At 73.4% G+C, this 13,070-nt stretch carries 13 protein-coding genes; 7 read left to right on the forward strand and 6 right to left on the reverse strand.

Translation table 11 applies throughout. From position 1 onward, the window contains the following. The first annotated feature begins 6 nt into the window (after positions 1-6). Genes CLT68_RS17070 through CLT68_RS17085 form a run of 4 tightly spaced genes read left to right on the forward strand, consistent with a single transcriptional unit; the run spans position 7 to position 4,094 of the window. A complete protein-coding gene (locus CLT68_RS17070) occupies positions 7-1,479 on the forward strand; it encodes a PfkB family carbohydrate kinase (RefSeq protein WP_099852114.1) in 1,473 nt (490 codons plus the stop codon). Further along, complete coding sequence (locus CLT68_RS17075) at positions 1,476-2,177, forward strand: SDR family oxidoreductase (protein WP_099852115.1); 702 nt, start codon at positions 1,476-1,478, stop codon at positions 2,175-2,177. The genes CLT68_RS17070 and CLT68_RS17075 overlap by 4 nt, the downstream gene beginning before the upstream one ends. Next, a complete protein-coding gene (locus CLT68_RS17080) occupies positions 2,174-3,127 on the forward strand; it encodes a glycosyltransferase family 9 protein (RefSeq protein ID WP_099852117.1) in 954 nt (317 codons plus the stop codon). Before CLT68_RS17075 ends, CLT68_RS17080 begins: the two co-directional genes overlap by 4 nt. Further along, the gene (locus CLT68_RS17085) at positions 3,111-4,094 is read left to right on the forward strand and encodes a DNA topoisomerase IB (RefSeq protein WP_099852118.1); all 984 of its coding nucleotides are present in this window, start codon (positions 3,111-3,113) and stop codon (positions 4,092-4,094) included. The genes CLT68_RS17080 and CLT68_RS17085 overlap by 17 nt, the downstream gene beginning before the upstream one ends. Positions 4,095-4,246: 152 nt before the next feature. Here the strand turns inward: CLT68_RS17085 and CLT68_RS17090 are convergent, their stop codons facing one another. Both CLT68_RS17090 and CLT68_RS17095 read right to left on the reverse strand, forming a co-directional pair. Next, positions 4,247-5,281: a helix-turn-helix domain-containing protein gene (locus CLT68_RS17090; RefSeq protein ID WP_099852119.1), complete on the reverse strand. Its 1,035-nt coding sequence runs from the start codon at positions 5,279-5,281 to the stop codon at positions 4,247-4,249. Between the two features lie 9 nt (positions 5,282-5,290). Then, entirely contained in the window at positions 5,291-6,052 is a 762-nt protein-coding gene (locus CLT68_RS17095; RefSeq protein ID WP_199177069.1) for a TetR/AcrR family transcriptional regulator C-terminal domain-containing protein, read from the reverse strand. A gap of 82 nt (positions 6,053-6,134) precedes the next feature. Between CLT68_RS17095 and CLT68_RS17100 the strand changes: the two genes are divergently transcribed. Both CLT68_RS17100 and CLT68_RS33830 read left to right on the forward strand, forming a co-directional pair. Further along, entirely contained in the window at positions 6,135-7,274 is a 1,140-nt protein-coding gene (locus tag CLT68_RS17100) for an MFS transporter (protein ID WP_486482206.1), read from the forward strand. A 117-nt stretch (positions 7,275-7,391) separates the two neighbouring features. Then, positions 7,392-7,721 (forward strand): hypothetical protein, encoded by a 330-nt coding sequence (locus CLT68_RS33830; protein ID WP_486482207.1) that lies wholly within the window; start codon positions 7,392-7,394, stop codon positions 7,719-7,721. Between the two features lie 137 nt (positions 7,722-7,858). Here the strand turns inward: CLT68_RS33830 and CLT68_RS17105 are convergent, their stop codons facing one another. From CLT68_RS17105 to CLT68_RS33835, 4 genes are all read right to left on the reverse strand, one after another. Beyond that, a complete protein-coding gene (locus CLT68_RS17105) occupies positions 7,859-8,362 on the reverse strand; it encodes a hypothetical protein (protein ID WP_099852122.1) in 504 nt (167 codons plus the stop codon). 88 nt (positions 8,363-8,450) lie between these two features. Further along, entirely contained in the window at positions 8,451-10,082 is a 1,632-nt protein-coding gene (locus tag CLT68_RS17110) for a RecQ family ATP-dependent DNA helicase (RefSeq protein ID WP_099857268.1), read from the reverse strand. A gap of 105 nt (positions 10,083-10,187) precedes the next feature. Next, positions 10,188-11,138 carry a TIGR03557 family F420-dependent LLM class oxidoreductase gene (locus CLT68_RS17115; RefSeq protein WP_099852124.1) on the reverse strand — a complete coding sequence of 317 codons (951 nt, stop codon included), beginning with the start codon at positions 11,136-11,138 and terminating at the stop codon, positions 10,188-10,190. A 99-nt stretch (positions 11,139-11,237) separates the two neighbouring features. After that, entirely contained in the window at positions 11,238-11,363 is a 126-nt protein-coding gene (locus tag CLT68_RS33835) for a hypothetical protein (protein ID WP_255421242.1), read from the reverse strand. A 216-nt stretch (positions 11,364-11,579) separates the two neighbouring features. Between CLT68_RS33835 and CLT68_RS17120 the strand changes: the two genes are divergently transcribed. Continuing rightward, complete coding sequence (locus CLT68_RS17120; protein ID WP_099852125.1) at positions 11,580-13,070, forward strand: glycoside hydrolase family 3 N-terminal domain-containing protein; 1,491 nt, start codon at positions 11,580-11,582, stop codon at positions 13,068-13,070.

A 13,070-nucleotide genomic window follows, 5' to 3' on the forward strand; every position in this document is an offset into this window, starting at 1 on the left:
GCAAGCGTGAGAGGACCCGTGGTGGTGCTCGGCGACACCCTGCTCGACCGGGACGTGGAAGGGGTGGTGAACCGGCTCTGCCCGGACTCCCCGGTGCCGGTGCTCGACGAGACCGTGGCCACCGACCGACCCGGTGGCGCCGGTCTGGCGGCGGTGTTCGCCGCCGCGCAGGGCGCCGAGGTGGTGCTGGTGACCGCGCTCGCCGACGACGCCGGCGGAGCCCGACTGAGCACGCTGCTCGCCGCCGCCGGTGTGCAGGTGTATCCCCTGGCTCTCTCCGGCGCGACGCCGGAGAAGATCCGGCTACGGGCTCGGGGTCGGGTGCTGCTGCGCCACGACCGCGGCGGCGCGTCCGGGGAGCCGGGTCAGCCCTCCGACGAGGTGCTGCGGGTGATCGCCGGAGCGTCGGCGGTGCTGGTCAGCGACTACGGCCGGGGGGTGGCCCGGCAGCCCGCGCTTCGTGACGCGTTGGCCGCGACCCGCGCGCCGGTGGTGTGGGACCCGCATCCGCGCGGTCCGGCGGCGGTGCCCGGCGTCCACCTGGCCACCCCGAACGAGTCGGAGGTGCGGGAGCTGGTTCCCGCGCTGCCCGGTGCCTCCCGGCTGGCCACCGCTTCGCGTGGTGCGCAGGGGCTCCGCCGGCGCTGGAGGGCCGGCGCGGTCGCGGTGACGCTGGGCGGTGACGGCGCGCTGCTCTGCCACGCCGGGTCGACGCCGCTGGTGGTGCCGACCCCCGGCAGCGCGGAGGGGGACACCTGCGGAGCCGGCGACCGCTTCGCGGCCGCTGCCAGCCTCGCGTTGGCTCAGGGCGCCCTGGTCTCCGAGGCGGTGCAGGCGGCGGTCGCCGAGGCGTCCCGGTTCGTGGCGGGTGGAGGAGTGGCCGCGGCGCTTCCGGCGGCGAACGCGAGGAGGGAGTCCGGGTTGCGATCCGCGCAGTCGCGAACGAGGGGTGGCCCTGCGAACGCCACTCTGGTCAGCCCCGGTGGGGACCGGGTCGGAGTCGCGGCGGTCGCCACGCTCCTGGGTGAGGTACGGGCCGCAGGTGGCACGGTGGTGGCGACCGGTGGTTGCTTCGACCTGCTGCACGCCGGGCACGTGGCCACCCTGGAGGCCGCCCGGCAACTCGGCGACTGCCTCATCGTCTGCCTGAACTCCGACGCCAGCGTGGCCGGGTTGAAGGGCCCGGAGCGGCCGGTGATGTCCGAGGGTGACCGCAGTCGGCTGCTGGCCGCTCTGAGCTGTGTCGACGCGGTCCTCGTCTTCGACGAGCCGACCCCGGACGCGGCGCTGTCCTGGATACGACCCGACGTCTGGGTCAAGGGTGGCGACTACGCCACCGGCGGCGGTGACGCCTCGGCCACCCTGCCGGAGGCGGAGGTTCTGCGCCGGTGGGGCGGAAACACGGTGGTGGTGCCCTATCTGGACGGTCGTTCCACCACCGACATGATCGTCCGGACGCTCGCGGAGCGGGTCCGATGACCGCCACGCGGCCCGGAGCCGGGCCCACCGTCCTGGTCACCGGCGGCGCGAGCGGGCTCGGCGCGGCGGTGGTCGCGGCGGTGGCCGCGTCCGGTGGCCGACCGATCGTGCTGGACCGGCAGCCGCCGGCCGACGGGGTGTCCTGGACCGAGTGCGACCTGGCCGACACGCGGGCCGCCGAGGTGGCCACCCAGCACCTCGCCGAGCAGGCCGGCGGCCTGGACGCGGTGGTGACCGCGGCCGGCACGGACGTGCCGGGTCGACTCGCCGACGTGCCGGGGGAGACCTGGGACCGGATCGTCGCGGTGGACCTGCTGGCCACGGCAGCGGTGATCCGGGCCGCGCTGCCGTTCCTGCTGACGTCCCGGGGGCGCATCGTCACTGTCGCCTCCACCCTGGGCGTCAAGGCGGTCAGCGACGCCACCGCGTACTGCGCGGCCAAGTTCGGCGTGGTCGGCTTCACCCGCGCCCTCGCCGCCGAGCTCGCCGGGCAGGTCGGTGTCACGCTGCTCATCCCGGGCGGGATGCGCACCGCGTTCTTCGACGAGCGCGACCCGCAGTACAAACCGGGGCCGGACGCGATCCTCAACGATCCCGCCGACACCGCCGCCGCCGTCATGTTCGCGCTCAACCAGCCGCCCGGCTGCGCGGTTCGCGAGCTGGTGGTCTGCGCCGAGCAGGAGACGTCGTACCCGTGATCCTCGTGCTGCGCGCCCTCGGCGTCGGCGACCTGCTCACCGCCGTGCCCGCGCTGCGGGCGCTGCGGGCCGCGTACCCGTCCCGGGAGCTGGCGCTCGCCGCGCCCGCCTGGTTGGCCCCGCTGGTCGACCTGGTCGGCGGCGTCGACCGGCTGGTGGACACGGCCGGGCTGGACCGGCCCATCCGGGTCGGGGCGGCCCCGCAGGTCGCGGTCAACCTGCACGGGCGGGGCCCGCAGTCGCATCGGCTGCTCGCGGCCACCCGGCCCGGCCGGCTGTTCGCCTTCGCCAACCCGGAGGCTGACCACACCGACGGTCCGCGGTGGTCCGCCGACGAGCACGAGGCGGACCGGTGGTGCCGGCTGCTGTCCTGGTACGACATCGCGGCCGACCGCGCCGATCTCGACCTGCGCCGGCCCGGGGCGGCCGGGTTGCCCACGGGTGTGACAGTGCTGCATCCCGGCAGCAAGGTCCCCGCCAAGCGGTGGCCCGCCGAGCGGTTCGCCGCGCTGGCCCGGGCGCTCAGCGAGCAGGGGCACCGGGTGCTGCTCACCGGCTCGGCCGACGAGCGGGCACTGGCAGGGAGGGTGGCCGAGGCGGCCGGCCTGCCGTCCGACGCCGTGCTGGCCGGCCGCACCGACCTCGGCGCGCTCGCCACGCTGGTGGCGCACGCCCGGCTGGTGGTCAGCGGGGACACCGGGGTCGCCCACCTGGCCACCGCGTACGGCACCGCCTCGGTCGTGCTCTTCGGGCCGGTGCCGCCGGCGCACTGGGGGCCGCCGCCGGACCGGCCCCGGCACCGGGTGCTCTGGGCCGGCGAGGGGGATTGGCCCAGGTGGGACGGGGTAGGAAGCCACCCGACGATGGCGGCCCTGCGTCTCGGCGAGGTGCTGGCCGCCGTGGCTGAGGTGGAAAGGCTGGTGCGTGTCTCCGGTGCGGTTGCGGCGTAGCGACCCGGGTGGACCGGGGTACGGGCGGCGTCGGCGCGGACGGGGCTGGACCTTCGTCGACCCGGCCGGCGATCCGGTCCGTGACCCGGAGGTCCTGGCCCGGCTGCGAGAGCTTGTCATTCCTCCGGCCTGGCAGAACGTCTGGATCTCGCCGCACGCGAACGGGCACATCCAGGCGATCGGGATCGACGCGGCCGGGCGCAAGCAGTACGTCTACCACCCCCGGTGGCGGGAGAAGCAGGACGAGGCGAAGTTCGACCACATGCTGGAGGTGGCACGCCGGCTGCCGGTGCTGCGCGAGCGGGTGGGGCGTGACCTGGACGGCCGAGGGCTGGGCCGGGACCGGGTGCTGGCGACGGTGGCCCGACTGCTGGACATGGGGATGTTCCGGGTCGGCAGCGACCAGTACGCGGCCGGCGACGACCCGACGTACGGGGTGTCCACCCTGCGTCCCGAGCATGCCCGGTCCCGGGGCGGCTGCGTGGTCTTCGTGTTCCCCGCGAAGGGTGGCATCGAGCAGGTACGCCGGATCGAGGACCCCGAGCTGTGCCAGGTGCTGGTCAATCTGCGCCGTCGTCGGCGGTGGGCGGACCGGCTGTTCGGCTACTGGGACGGCCGGGAGTGGCGCGACGTGCGCAGCGACGAGGTCAACGGGTACCTGCGTGACGCCAGCGGCGGGGAGATGACCGCCAAGGACTTCCGCACCTGGCACGCCACAGTGCTCGCCGCCACCGAGTTGGCGACCGTCGGCCCGGCCCGCTCGGTCACCGCCCGACGCAAGGCCGTGGTCACGGTGATGCGCGAGGTGGCCGAGCTGCTGGGCAACACCCCGACGGTGGCGCGGACGTCCTACGTGGATCCGCGGGTCGTTGACCTGTACCACGACGGGGTGGTGGCGTCGGTGGACCCGCAGGCGCCACGCGAGGAGGCCGAGCGGGTGGTCCTGGAGCTGCTGGAGAAGACCTGACCGGCCCCGCCAACGATCCTGGGGGGAGGTGGCGGGACCGGGGCCTCAGGTATGAGGGGTGCACCGGGCGGCCGCCCGCCGCGTTCTCGCGGCGGGCGCCGCGCCACGGCCCCCGTTGGCGGCCCACCGATCGAACGGTGGACGCGCTGGTGTCAGTCTGCCGGCAGTGAGTTGACCGTTGATGCCGGCCGGTTGACGATCCGCGCCGGATGCGAGCCGCCGTCGCGGTGTTCCTGCGGGCTCACCCCGTATGCCGTCCGGAACGCCCGGCTGAAATGAGCTTTGTCGGAGAACCCCCAACGCGCCGCGATGGTCTGTACGGGTTGGTTGCGCAGCGCCGGGTCGGACAGGTCACGCCGGCACCGGGCCAGTCGCAGACCCCGGACGTACGACGCCACGGTGGTGTGCTCGGCCTCGAACAGCCGGTGCAGCGACCGCACCGAGATGTGGTGGGCGTCGGCGAGGACCTGTGGGCCGAGCGTCGCGTCACCGAGGTGCCGGTGGACGTACGCCTGCACCTGGGTGAGCAGCGCCCGTCGGCGGACCTCGGTGGGCACGGCGTCCTCGGCGACCAGGTGCCGGCCGAGCATGGTGGTGGCCAGGTCCAGTCCCACGGTGCCGAGCCGGCTGGCGTCGGCGGCATGGTACTGCTCGGGATGCCCGGTCACCTGCAACAGGAACTGCGCCAGCAGCGCCCCGATCCCCTCGCTGCCGGACATCCGACCGCCGTAGAGCGCGGCCATCCGCTGCGGCGGCAACGGCAGCGCGGCGTGCGGGATCAACGTGATGATCGAGCTCGCCTGGTCCCGCTCCGGCTCGGTCGCGTGGTGGCAGACGTCGTGCGGTCGGGACCCGTCGTAGAAGGTGAACTCGCCGGCCAGGATCTCGCTGCGGCGACCGTCCTGGCTGGACGTGCCGATGCCGCCGGTGGTGAAGGCGAGGATGTACAGCTCCGGGTCGGACTGGCGGACCAGCTTGCGGGTGCGGGTGGCGTCCAGCGACGGGTACTGGTATTCCACCAGCTGGATCGGGCCCAGCTCGATGAAGTCGGCGCGGGCGGCGAAGTCGTCGGCGTGCGCGGACTGGATGCGCAGCGGCGCGGAGGTGCGCGCGACCAGGTCGAGCCACATCCCGAACCGCTCGCCCGGGGGCAGGACCGTGGTGTCGATGGTGTCTCTCGGCAGCATCCGGTTCCCTCAGCTGGCTCGGCGCTGGATCAGGGCCTCGATGCCGTCGAGGATCCGGTCCAGGCCGAAAGCGAACTCGTCGTCGGGGTCGTCGTCCTGGGTGAGCACGCCGGCGGTCAGCACCCGGTGCAGCGCCGGAAAGCGGTCCGGGTCGATGAGTCGGGCCACCGTCCGACCGTACGCCGGCATCATCTCGCTGGGCGCGACGCCGGCGGCCTTGCTGCCCTCGGCCACCTGCGACGTGAGGGTGGCCTCGTTGCGGACGTACCCGGTGAGCAGCAGCAGCACGGACATCTTCTCGCCCTCACCGAGGGCGGTGCCGTCGAGGCAGCGCAGCCCGTCCTCCATCCAGCCGAGCTGCTGCGGGGTGATCGGCGGGCCGCTGATCGGCACGTGCAGCAACCAGGCGCGGTGCCGCAGCACCCTGTGCTCGGCCCAGGCCCACCGGGTCAGGCCGGCGCGCCAGTCGGTCTCCGGCAGAGGCGGTCCCGGCGACGGGCCGTAGCCGGTGTCCACCATGAGCATCAGCAGCTCGTCCTTCGAGCCGACGTAGCGGTAGAGGGCCATGGTGGCGGCGCCCAGCTCCTTGGCGACCCGGCTCATGGAGACGGCTGCCAGCCCGTCGGCGTCGGCCACCCGTACGGCGGCGTCCACGATGGCGGGCACGCTCATCCCCGGCCGGGGGCCCTTGGGTGGCCGTTCCCGCAGCCCCCAGGCGCTCTCGATGGAGGCCGGGATCGCCGGCCCGCTGTCGTCCGTCTGTGCCGCCACATTTCCTCCTTGCCTCGCCATCCTAGTTCTGCGTATGGTCTACGCATAACAGCGTACGACATACGCAGAAGGGTGACTGGTCATGATGGCGACGACCACACCGGCACCACGGGCGGGCCGACGGGAGTGGATCGGGTTCACGGTGCTGATGCTGCCGCTGCTCCTGGTCTCGATGGACGTGTCGGTGCTCTACTTCGCCGTCCCGTTCATCAGCGAGGAGCTGCGCCCCACGGCCACCCAGCAGCTCTGGATCTTCGACATCTACGGCTTCGTGCTGGCCGGGCTGCTCATCGCCATGGGTGCTCTGGGCGACCGGATCGGCCGACGCCGGCTCCTGCTGATCGGCGCCGCCGCTTTCGGGGCGGCGTCGCTGCTGGCCGCGTACGCCGACAGCGCCGCGACCCTGATCGCCGCGCGCGCCGTGCTCGGCATCGGTGGGGCCACCCTGATGCCGTCCACGCTCGCCCTGGTGCGCAACCTGTTCCACGACGCCAAGCAGCGGGGCGCCGCCATCGGCATCTGGACCGCCACTCTCACCGGCGGCATCGCGCTCGGCCCGGTGCTCAGCGGCATCCTGCTGGAGCACTTCTGGTGGGGCTCGATCTTCCTGATCAACATCCCGGCGATGCTGATGCTGCTCCTGCTCGCCCCGGTCCTCGTGCCGGAGTCACGCAACCCGGCGACCGGGCGGTTCGACCTGTTCAGCGCCGCGCTGTCCCTCGGCGCGCTACTACCGGTGATCTACGGCATCAAGGAGATGGCGCGCGACGGCCTCAGCCCGGCGCGGGTGCTCGCCATCGTCGCCGGTCTGCTGATGGGCGCGCTGTTTCTGCACCGGCAGCGGACCCGGACGTACCCGATGATCGACCTCGCGTTGTTCCGTCGCCGGGGCTTCGCGGGCTCGCTCGCGGTCAACCTGCTGGCGATGTTCGCGCTGGTCGGCTTCGCCATCTTCACCACCCAGCACCTCCAGTTGGTGCTCGGCCTGAGCCCGCTGCGAGCGGCACTGTGGAGCCTGGTGCCGTCGCTGGCCGTGGGCGCTGTGGCGCCGGCCGCCGCCGCGCTCGCCCAGCGCGTCGAGCGGGCGTACCTGATCGGAGCGGGGTTCGGGATCGCCGTGCTCGGCTTCGCGGTGCTGACCCGTGTCACGCCGGAGTCGCCGCTGTGGCTGCTGCTCGTCGGCGCCAGTGTCTACGCCGGTGGCCTGGTGCTGGTGATGTAGCTCGTCACCGAGCTGGTCCTCGGCGCGGCGCCGCCCGAGCAGGCCGGAGTCGCGTCGGCGCTGACCGAGTCCAGCAGTGAGCTGGGCGGCGCGCTGGGAATGGCGATCCTCGGCAGCGTGGGCGCGGCGGTCTACCGGCGCGAGATCCTCGACGGCCTGCCGGCGGGGTTGCCCGCCGACAGCGGTGACGCTGCCCGGGAGACCCTGGGCGGCGCGCTCGCGGTGGCCCAGGAGTTGCCGGCGGATGTGGCCGACGCGGTGCTGCACACCGCCCGGGTCGCGTTCACCGACGGGTTGCACCTCGCGGCGGTCGCCGCCATGGTGGCGATGGTGCTGGGCGCGGTCGCCGCGCTGGTCACGCTGCGCGGCGTCCAGCCGGCCGACCCGACCGCGGAGCTCCCGAGCGACCCGACGCCGACCGCGCTGCCGGCGCCGGCCGAGGCGTAGCCGCCCCAAATGATCGACTCGGTTTCCCGGAAGTCGGGGCGTCCCGAATGCGGGGATGCCACGGTTTCCAGGAAACCGAGTCGATCAACGTGGCGCACCACGGGCGGTCGCGCCACCAGGGTGGCGGCTCGGGGGCGTCAGTCGTTGAGCACGTGCGCGAGCCGGTCGCGGAAGCGCCGCTCGGAGTCGCTGACGGACTCGCCTCCGATGCCCAGCAGCCCACCGCTGGACGCGGCGCCCACCACCTGCTCGGCGATCTTCACGAGCCAGTGCTTGTACGCGCCGGCCTCGCCCTCGTCGACCCGGGCGGCCAGCAGCGCGGAGGCCTCGCCGGCGCGCAGCAGCACGTCGTCGATCATGGCCCTCGGGTCGGTGGGCGCGATGACCGGCAGTTCCGCACCGGTCTCCGGGTCACCGACCCGGGTCACGACCTCGCCGGCCACGGCCGCGACCAGCGGGCTGGCCGACTCCCGGCCGGCGGCGATGGTCTCCAGGCCGGCAGCGGTCTCCGCCATGGTCCGGCGGGTGCCGTCGGACTCGGCGGCGCTCGCCGCGGTCAGAACCGACTGCGGCAGGCCGACCAGCAACCCCCACTCCCCGTCGGAGAAACCGAAACCGGTGTACGCCGGCTGCTCGATCACGGCAATGCCCCTTCCGCCCTGCTCTGCTTGGTCACTCGGTGCTTCGCTTGGTCGATCAACGGGCCCGACAACGGGAGCCCGGGTCAGGCTAGTCCAGGGTCAACAGGCCCTGTTCGGACACCACGCGCACCGACAACGTCTTGTACCCGACCTCATCGAAGAGAACCGTCATCTTGTCCTCCTCGTAGGAGAGCACCATGCCGCGCCCCCACTCCGGGTGACGCACCTGGCTGTGCACCGGGAACGGCCCGACCGCACCCTGGTCGGCCACGCTGGTGCCGTTGTGGCAGTTGTCGCAGTGGCCGCACACCTGCGTCATCTGCTCGCCGAAGTAGGCCAGCAGCGTCTGCCCCCGGCAGGCGGTGGTCTCGGCGAAGGCCCGCATCATGTCGGTGCGGGACCGGGTCACCGTCTGCTGGCGTTCCGCCTCGGCCAGTGCCGCCGCGGCGGCGTCCGCCGGGGCGGGGGAGTAGCGGGGAGCGCCGATGCGCTGCCGTGCGCGCGGCTCCGCGGCGCCGATCTGCTCCAGCAGGGAGAGGTACTGGCCCAGCTTGCGCGGCCCGAGGCCGGTGGTCTCGCGCAGCTCGGTCTTGGTGGCCGGCTTGCGGCGCAGCAGCGCGGCCAGGTCGCGCAGCTCGTCGACGTCGGGCAGGCCGCCGCTGAAGAACCGCTGCAGGCCCACGTCCTCGGCCTGCCAGAGCAGCAGCACCCGGGCGGGTTGCCCGTCGCGACCGGCCCGGCCGATCTCCTGGAAGTAGCTGTCCGGCGAGTCGGGCAGCGCCATGTGGGCCACCCAGGCGATGTTCGGCTTGTCGATGCCCATGCCGAACGCCGACGTCGCCACCATGATGGGAACCTCGTCAGCGAGGAACGCCTCGTGCAGCTCGGAACGCGCGCCGGCCGCCATCCCGCCGTGGTAGAACTGCGCCGGGAAGCCGGCGTCGGTCAACCGGGTGGCCAGCTCCTCGGCGGCGCGGCGGGTCGGCACGTAGATGATCCCCGGCCGCTCGTCGTCGCTCAGCAGCGCGACCAGCCGCCGCCACCGGTAGTCCTCGGTCGGGCAGTGCGCGACCTCGAGGAACAGGTTCGGCCGGTCCAGCCCGGAGACCACGACCTCCGGGTCGCGCAGCCGCAGCCGGGCGATGATGTCGTCGCGCACCGGAGGGGAGGCGGTGGCGGTCAGCGCGACCACCGGCGGCCGACCGATGCCGTCGATGAGGTGCCCGAGCGCCAGGTAGTCGGGGCGGAAGTCGTGGCCCCACGCCGAGATGCAGTGCGCCTCGTCGATCGCCACCAGCGCCGGCTTCAGATCGGCGACCTCGGCCATCCGGTCCGGGTTGCTGAGCTGTTCCGGGGTGATGAACAGGAACTCCGCCCGGCCCTCGCGGATCTCGGTGATCGCCTCCGCCTGCTGGGTGGGCGACTCGTTCGAGCTGATCCGCACCGCCCGCAGCTCCGGGCGTTGCCGCTCGTTGAGGGAGGCGATCTGGTCCTGCTGGAGGGCCAGCAGTGGGGAGATCACCACGGTGGGACCGGGGATCAGGCTGGCCGGAATCTGGTAGATCGCCGACTTGCCGGCCCCGGTGGGCAACACCACCAGGGCGTCACGTCGCTTCATGACCGCGCGCATGGCGGCCAGCTGGTTGGGCCTCAGCGCCTTCCAGCCGAAAAGGCTGCGGGCCGCGCGGCGCAACGTCATCGAATGCGTGGACAGTTTCATCGAGGGCCGGAGGTACCCGAGCCCATGACCGCCGAAACGCATTCGGGCGATCATGGGCGGGGCATCGGCAATGTCCCTGGGTAGCCGGCTCGTCTGATCCGGGGCTCAGCGCAGGCGGGGCAGGACCTCGCGCTGGTACAGGTCGAACAGGCCCTGGTAGTGCGGGCCGGTGTTGGCCACGTACACCTCGTCGAAGCCGGCCTTGGCGTACTTGTCGATCATCTCCAGGTGCGCGTCGACGCTGTTGCCGCAGACGAACGCGTCCCTGACCATCTCCGGCTTGACCAGCTCGGCGGCCTGCTCGAAGTGGCGCGGTGAGGGAAGCACCTGGGACAGCTCGCCCGGCACCCCCGCGTTCGGCCAGCGCTCGTACGCGATGCGCATGCCCTCGTCCTCGCTGTCCGCGTACGCCGCCTTGAAGCCGGCCTGGCACGGCTTGTCGCCGCCGCCGTTCTCGCGGAAGCGCCGGACCATCTCGCCGTCGGGCATGGTGCTCACGTAGCCGTCGCCGATCCGGGCGGCCAGCTCGATGGACTTCGGCCCGAAGCCGGAGACGTAGATCGGCGGGGGAGTGTCGGGCAGCGTGTAGATCCGGGCCTGCTCGACTGTGTAGTGCTTGCCGTGGTGGCTGACGAAGCCGCCGGCCCACAGCGCGCGCAGCACCTCGACGGCCTCCTCCAGCATCTCCAGGCGGACGTCGGCCTGCGGCCAGGCGTCACCGAAGATGTGCTCGTTGAGCGCCTCGCCGGTGCCGACGCCGAGCACGAACCGCCCGCCGTGCAGCACCGCGCTGGTCGCCGCCGCCTGCGCGATCACGGCCGGGTGGATCCGCACGGTCGGGCAGGTCACCGCAGTGGTGACCGGGAGCGAGCAGACCTGGCTGAGCGCGCCGATCATCGACCAGACGAACGGGCTCTGGCCCTGCGCGTCCACCCACGGGTGGTAGTGGTCGGAGATCCACAGCGCCTCGAAGCCGGCCCGTTCGGCACCGCGCGCCTGCTCCAGCAGCTCGGCTGGCGTGAACTCCTCACTGGACAGAAAGTATCCGATCTTCATCGTTTCCCCTTCGGCGCGCGAACCTGCTGATGGGGAATGCCGTACCCCGGGCGCGGTCGGCCACACACGGCTCGCCGGGCCCGGATCGGTGCGCGGTGCTCAGCGTCGACCGAACATCGCCCGGATCGCGGCGAGCAGCAGCAGCGCGCCGACCACCAGGCCGAGCAGGCGTACGCCGGGGATGTCGGCCGGGCTCGTCGCGTCGGCCAGCAGGGCGGGGTCCATCCCCGCACTCTCCCGGGGAGCGGGCCGCCAGGCAACTGTAAGGTTTATTGACTATTGAATCGCCCGGTGTGACCATGGCATGACCGCCTGCCGGTGGCGGTGCGCCGAGGGCGCGCGAGAGATGGGGTACGGGGGCCGCATGAGCGAGCGCGACCAGTGGTTTGACGGGGGCGCACCGAAGCCGGTGCTGGAGACAGACCGTCCTGAGGGGGCGGTGTGACCGGGTCCGCCGGGCACCTCCCGGCGCTCGCCTCTGCCGTCCTGCAACCCGGGTTCGTCGGCACCACCCCGCCGCCGTGGGTGTGTCGCTGGCTCGGTGAGGGCCTCGGCGCGGTGGTGCTGTTCGCCCGCAACGTCGTCGACCCCGCGCAGGTGGCGGCACTCACCGCGACGCTGCGCGCAGAGCGGCCGGACGTCATCGTGGCGATCGACGAGGAGGCCGGCGACGTCACCCGACTCGAGTCGGTGCACGGCAGCACCCGGCCCGGCAACTTCGCCCTCGGCGCCGTCGACGACCCGGCGCTGACCGAGGCGGTCGCCCGGGACCTCGGCGTCGAGCTGGCCGCCGCGGGGGTCACCCTCAACTACGCCCCGGACGCCGACGTCAACTCCAACCCGGAGAACCCCGTGATCGGCGTGCGGTCCTTCGGCGCCGACCCCGCGCTGGTCGCCCGGCACACCGCCGCCTGGGTACGCGGCCTCCAGGCCGGCGGTGTCGCGGCCTGCGCCAAGCACTTCCCCGGCCACGGCGACACCCGCGTCGACTCACACCATGACCTGCCCCGCATCACCGCCGACCGGGCCCGGCTGGACGCCTGCGAGCTGGCCCCGTTCCGGGCCGCCGTGGCCGCCGGGGTGCAGGCGGTGATGACCGGCCACCTGCTGGTGCCGGCTCTGGATCCGGAGCTGCCTGCCACGCTGAGTCAGCGCATCCTGGGTGGGCTGCTCCGCGACGAGATGGGCTTCTCCGGCGTGGTGGTGACCGACGCGGTGGAGATGCGCGCGGTCGCCGAACGCTACGGCTTCGCCGGGGCGACGGTTCGCGCCCTCGCCGCCGGAGCCGACGCGATCTGCGTCGGTGGCGAACGGGCCGACGAGCAGGCGGTGCGCGAGCTGCGCGACGCCATCGTGGCCGCGGTCGTCTCCGGTGAGCTGCCCGAGGAACGACTCGCCGAGGCGGCCAAGCGGGTCGGGCAACTCGCCGCGTGGACGATGGCCGCCCGCACCGCCGGGTCGGCCGGAGTGCGCGGCGCCGCCGACGTCGGGCTGGTCGCCGCCCGCCGGGCCGTTCGGGTCACCACCGCACGGGCCGCGGCCGGGACGCTGCCGTTGACCCGCGCGGCGCACGTCGTCGAGTTCGAGCCGCTGCGCAACATCGCCATCGGCGCGGAGACCCCGTGGGGCATCGGCGCGCCACTGGGCGAGCTGCTGCCCGGCACCAGCACGGTCCGCTACGCCGAGCCCGACGTGCCGGCCGATCCGGGCGCCGGGGCCGGCACCCGCCCCCTGGTCCTGGTGGTCCGCGACCTGCACCGGCACGACTGGATGCGCTCCGCCGTGCAACGCGCGCTGGCCGCCCGCCCCGACGCGGTAGTGGTCGAGCTGGGCGTGCCGGAGCTGGTGACCGGGTCGGTGCACCTGGCCACCCACGGCGCGACCCGGGCCAGTGGCTGGGCCGCCGCCGAGGTGCTGACCGGCACCCGCTGA

The organism is Micromonospora sp. CNZ299, from assembly GCF_002754415.1.

Excerpts from the sequence above, each read along its gene's own strand:
- CLT68_RS17075 (WP_099852115.1), top strand. The coding sequence starts at position 1,476 with ATGACCGCCACGCGGCCCGGAGCCGGGCCCACCGTCCTGGTCACCGGC.
- CLT68_RS17090 (WP_099852119.1), bottom strand. The coding sequence starts at position 5,281 with ATGCTGCCGAGAGACACCATCGACACCACGGTCCTGCCCCCGGGCGAG.
- CLT68_RS17100 (WP_486482206.1), top strand. The coding sequence starts at position 6,135 with ATGATGGCGACGACCACACCGGCACCACGGGCGGGCCGACGGGAGTGG.
- CLT68_RS17110 (WP_099857268.1), bottom strand. The coding sequence starts at position 10,082 with ATGAAACTGTCCACGCATTCGATGACGTTGCGCCGCGCGGCCCGCAGC.
- CLT68_RS17115 (WP_099852124.1), bottom strand. The coding sequence starts at position 11,138 with ATGAAGATCGGATACTTTCTGTCCAGTGAGGAGTTCACGCCAGCCGAG.
- CLT68_RS33835 (WP_255421242.1), bottom strand. The coding sequence starts at position 11,363 with ATGGACCCCGCCCTGCTGGCCGACGCGACGAGCCCGGCCGACATCCCC.